At 58.6% G+C, this 2,504-nt stretch carries 3 protein-coding genes and 1 pseudogene; 2 read left to right on the top strand and 2 right to left on the bottom strand.

Annotation, left to right across the window (positions count from 1 at the left end):
• On the bottom strand, positions 1–658 hold a 658-nt coding region (locus QRD42_RS14850), incomplete at its 3' end, for a hypothetical protein (protein WP_321987499.1).
• Between the two features lie 91 nt (positions 659–749).
• Between QRD42_RS14850 and QRD42_RS14845 the strand changes: the two genes are divergently transcribed.
• The gene (locus tag QRD42_RS14845) at positions 750–923 is read left to right on the top strand and encodes a GhoT/OrtT family toxin (protein ID WP_072568518.1); all 174 of its coding nucleotides are present in this window, start codon (positions 750–752) and stop codon (positions 921–923) included.
• A gap of 100 nt (positions 924–1,023) precedes the next feature.
• Positions 1,024–2,277, top strand: a complete 1,254-nt coding sequence (locus QRD42_RS14840; RefSeq protein WP_321987498.1) for a putative acyl-CoA thioester hydrolase — start codon at positions 1,024–1,026, stop codon at positions 2,275–2,277.
• 99 nt (positions 2,278–2,376) lie between these two features.
• Here the strand turns inward: QRD42_RS14840 and QRD42_RS14835 are convergent.
• A pseudogene (locus tag QRD42_RS14835) lies at positions 2,377–2,504 on the bottom strand (transcriptional regulator); the annotation flags it as partial.

Raw genomic sequence — 2,504 nt, 5'->3', positions numbered from 1 at the left:
TTTTACTCCAGTTGTAATTGACCAGCGCCAGCATCAAGGGCGCGCTCACTCCACCAAAACGTGAGGTGCGCTGGTCCTCAAAAAACTCACGAAAGCGCACCGGCAGACGGGCCGCCTCATAACGCACCAGCGTGCTGTGCCAGAAAGGGGGCGGCAGCGGCGTGTTGCCGTAACGCTGCATTAAAGCTGCTTTCCAGGGGCTGGCGAGCAGGGCATCGGCAAAATGTTGCCGCCGCGCCAGACTGACGGCATCCGGCGTGCCGGCGAGCAGGAGTTGATCGGGAAGGGCGACCAGCCGCAGATCGCTGATGGTCACGGTCTGCGGCGCTATATCCATAAATGCCGCCTTCAGGCTGGCGAGTTCCTGCGGCGGCTGCGGCCTGTCATAAAGCGCATCCGTAACGGCTAAAAAGGTAAAGTGCAGCGCACTGGCTGGCATGACATCCGCCAGAGGATCCCCTGCCGCCAGCGTATGCAACTCCTGCAACAGGGTGGCGATGGCAGGCGATAACGGCGGGGTGATGCCCGTCGCCAGCGCGTATTTATCTTTCGCATAACGCGGCTTGCTGCGTGTCGCACCTGTGCCGGGATCCTGCGCCCAGGCCGCCAGGGTGCAGGATGATGTACTGTCGTAAAGCGCATTTAGTGTCTTAATCAATTTACCCCTTCCTTTTGTTGTAACAAAACTTGATTAATATCAATAAACGATGCATATTGCGGCGGTTTTGTCTCTGGAATCGATCACAACAATGACGCTATATCAAAAAATGCTGGCTTTCTACGCTGTCATGGCCGCCATCAGCGCACTGATTACCTGGTTTTTGTCGAAAGATCGCAAGCGTATTCGCTTCCTCAGCGCTTTCCTGGTCGGCTCAACCTGGCCGATGAGTTTTCCGGTCGCGCTGCTGATCTCACTTTTCTAATCGATTCAACGGGCTGACGCGAAAGCGTGATCCCTGGGTCGTTAATCAAAACAGCGTTCCATTAATATCAATCCTCCATTTCTTAACATGACGAGGCGAGATGATGGCGAAACGCGGTTTTGGTCTGGCAGCAGTATTATGTATGCCGCTGGTGTTGCAGGGCTGTGCCAACGGCGGCGGAAAAGTACCGGGAACGCAAACGCGCGGTATATTGACTGCGCAGGAAGCGGCTCCCTATACGCCGGAAAATTATTTTGCCCGCGGCGGTCTGCTTGCCGCCCCGGACGGCCCGTGGCAACCGGAAGCCATCCATCCTGAGCAGGTTTCCACGCCCTGGCGCGTTGGCCCAAATGAACCCTGGCAAACGGTGCAAAAGGCGATAAACGCCGCCATTCGTAATGCCACCGATCGATCGCGCATCTATATCAGCGTGCAGCCCGGCGTTTATCAGGGCGCGGTGTATATTCCCGCCGACGCGCCGCCGATCACCCTGTTCGGCGCAGGTGAGCAGCCCCAGGATGTGCGCCTTGAACTGGCGCTTGATTCACAGTTTTCTCCCGCCCGCTATCGCCAGACGGTCAATCCTGCCCAGCAGTTCCGCGAGGGCGATCCCGCCTGGTATCTCTATGCGCAATGTGCCGGTAAAACCAGCGCGCTGATTGGCACCAACTGCGCGGCGGTGGTCTGGTCGCAAAGTAATGATTTTCAGCTGGCGCAGCTCAGCGTGGTGAATTCGCTGCTCGACACTGTAGATGGGGGTACCCATCAGGGCGTGGCGCTGCGCACCGACGGCGACCGCGTGCAGCTGGAGAACGTGCGGCTGATTGGCCGCCAGGACACGGTGTATCTCAATACCAGTAACCGTGAAAATCTCGCGGTGACCGACCGCATCAGCCGCGTACTGGTGAAAGACAGCTATATCGAAGGGGATGTGGATTACGTATTTGGCCGCGCCAGCGTGGTGTTTGACGGCGTGGAGTTCCACACGGTATCCACGCGCCGCTCGCAGGAAGCTTACGTGCTTGCGCCAAACACCCTGCCGGATCAGCCATATGGATTTCTGGTGCTGAACAGCCGTTTCACCGGTGATGCGGGTTATCAGGGAAGCTTTAAAGCGAAGCTGGGACGGGCATGGGATCAGGGCGCGGGCAAGACCGGGTATCTGCCGGGTAATACCGCGAACGGGCAGGCGTTGATTGCCTGGAGTACGATAGATTCCAGCTATGACCGGTTATCACCCTGGGGATCGGCGGCGACCACCTCGCGGCCATATCGTGCCAGCGTGGCGGCGGATCGCAACCTCAACGACACCGCATGGAACCGGTTATGGGAGTGGCAGACCCGGTGGCAGTGAGTTTTTGCCCGGCGGCGCGTTGCTTGCCGGGCCTACGTGATACGTCCACCGATAATATTTTGTAGGCCGGGTAAGCGYAGCGCCACCCGGCAACAAGGCTCACCCCAGCGCCAGCCCAAACAACCGGCTCATGGCGACTTTCCCGCTGGTCGTCACGCTTACCTCGCGGTATCCCGGCGTACGGCTGATCCAGGCTTTTTGTAATAACAACGCCATCAGCGCCGCGC

Source organism: Enterobacter sp. PGRG2 (assembly GCF_030291195.1).
GTDB lineage: Bacteria > Pseudomonadota > Gammaproteobacteria > Enterobacterales > Enterobacteriaceae > Enterobacter_D.
Note: the sequence above shows the minus strand (reverse complement) of the source record. Positions and strands in the feature narration are given on the sequence as shown.

Excerpts from the sequence above, each read along its gene's own strand:
- QRD42_RS14840 (WP_321987498.1), top strand. The coding sequence starts at position 1,024 with ATGATGGCGAAACGCGGTTTTGGTCTGGCAGCAGTATTATGTATGCCG.
- QRD42_RS14845 (WP_072568518.1), top strand. The coding sequence starts at position 750 with ATGACGCTATATCAAAAAATGCTGGCTTTCTACGCTGTCATGGCCGCC.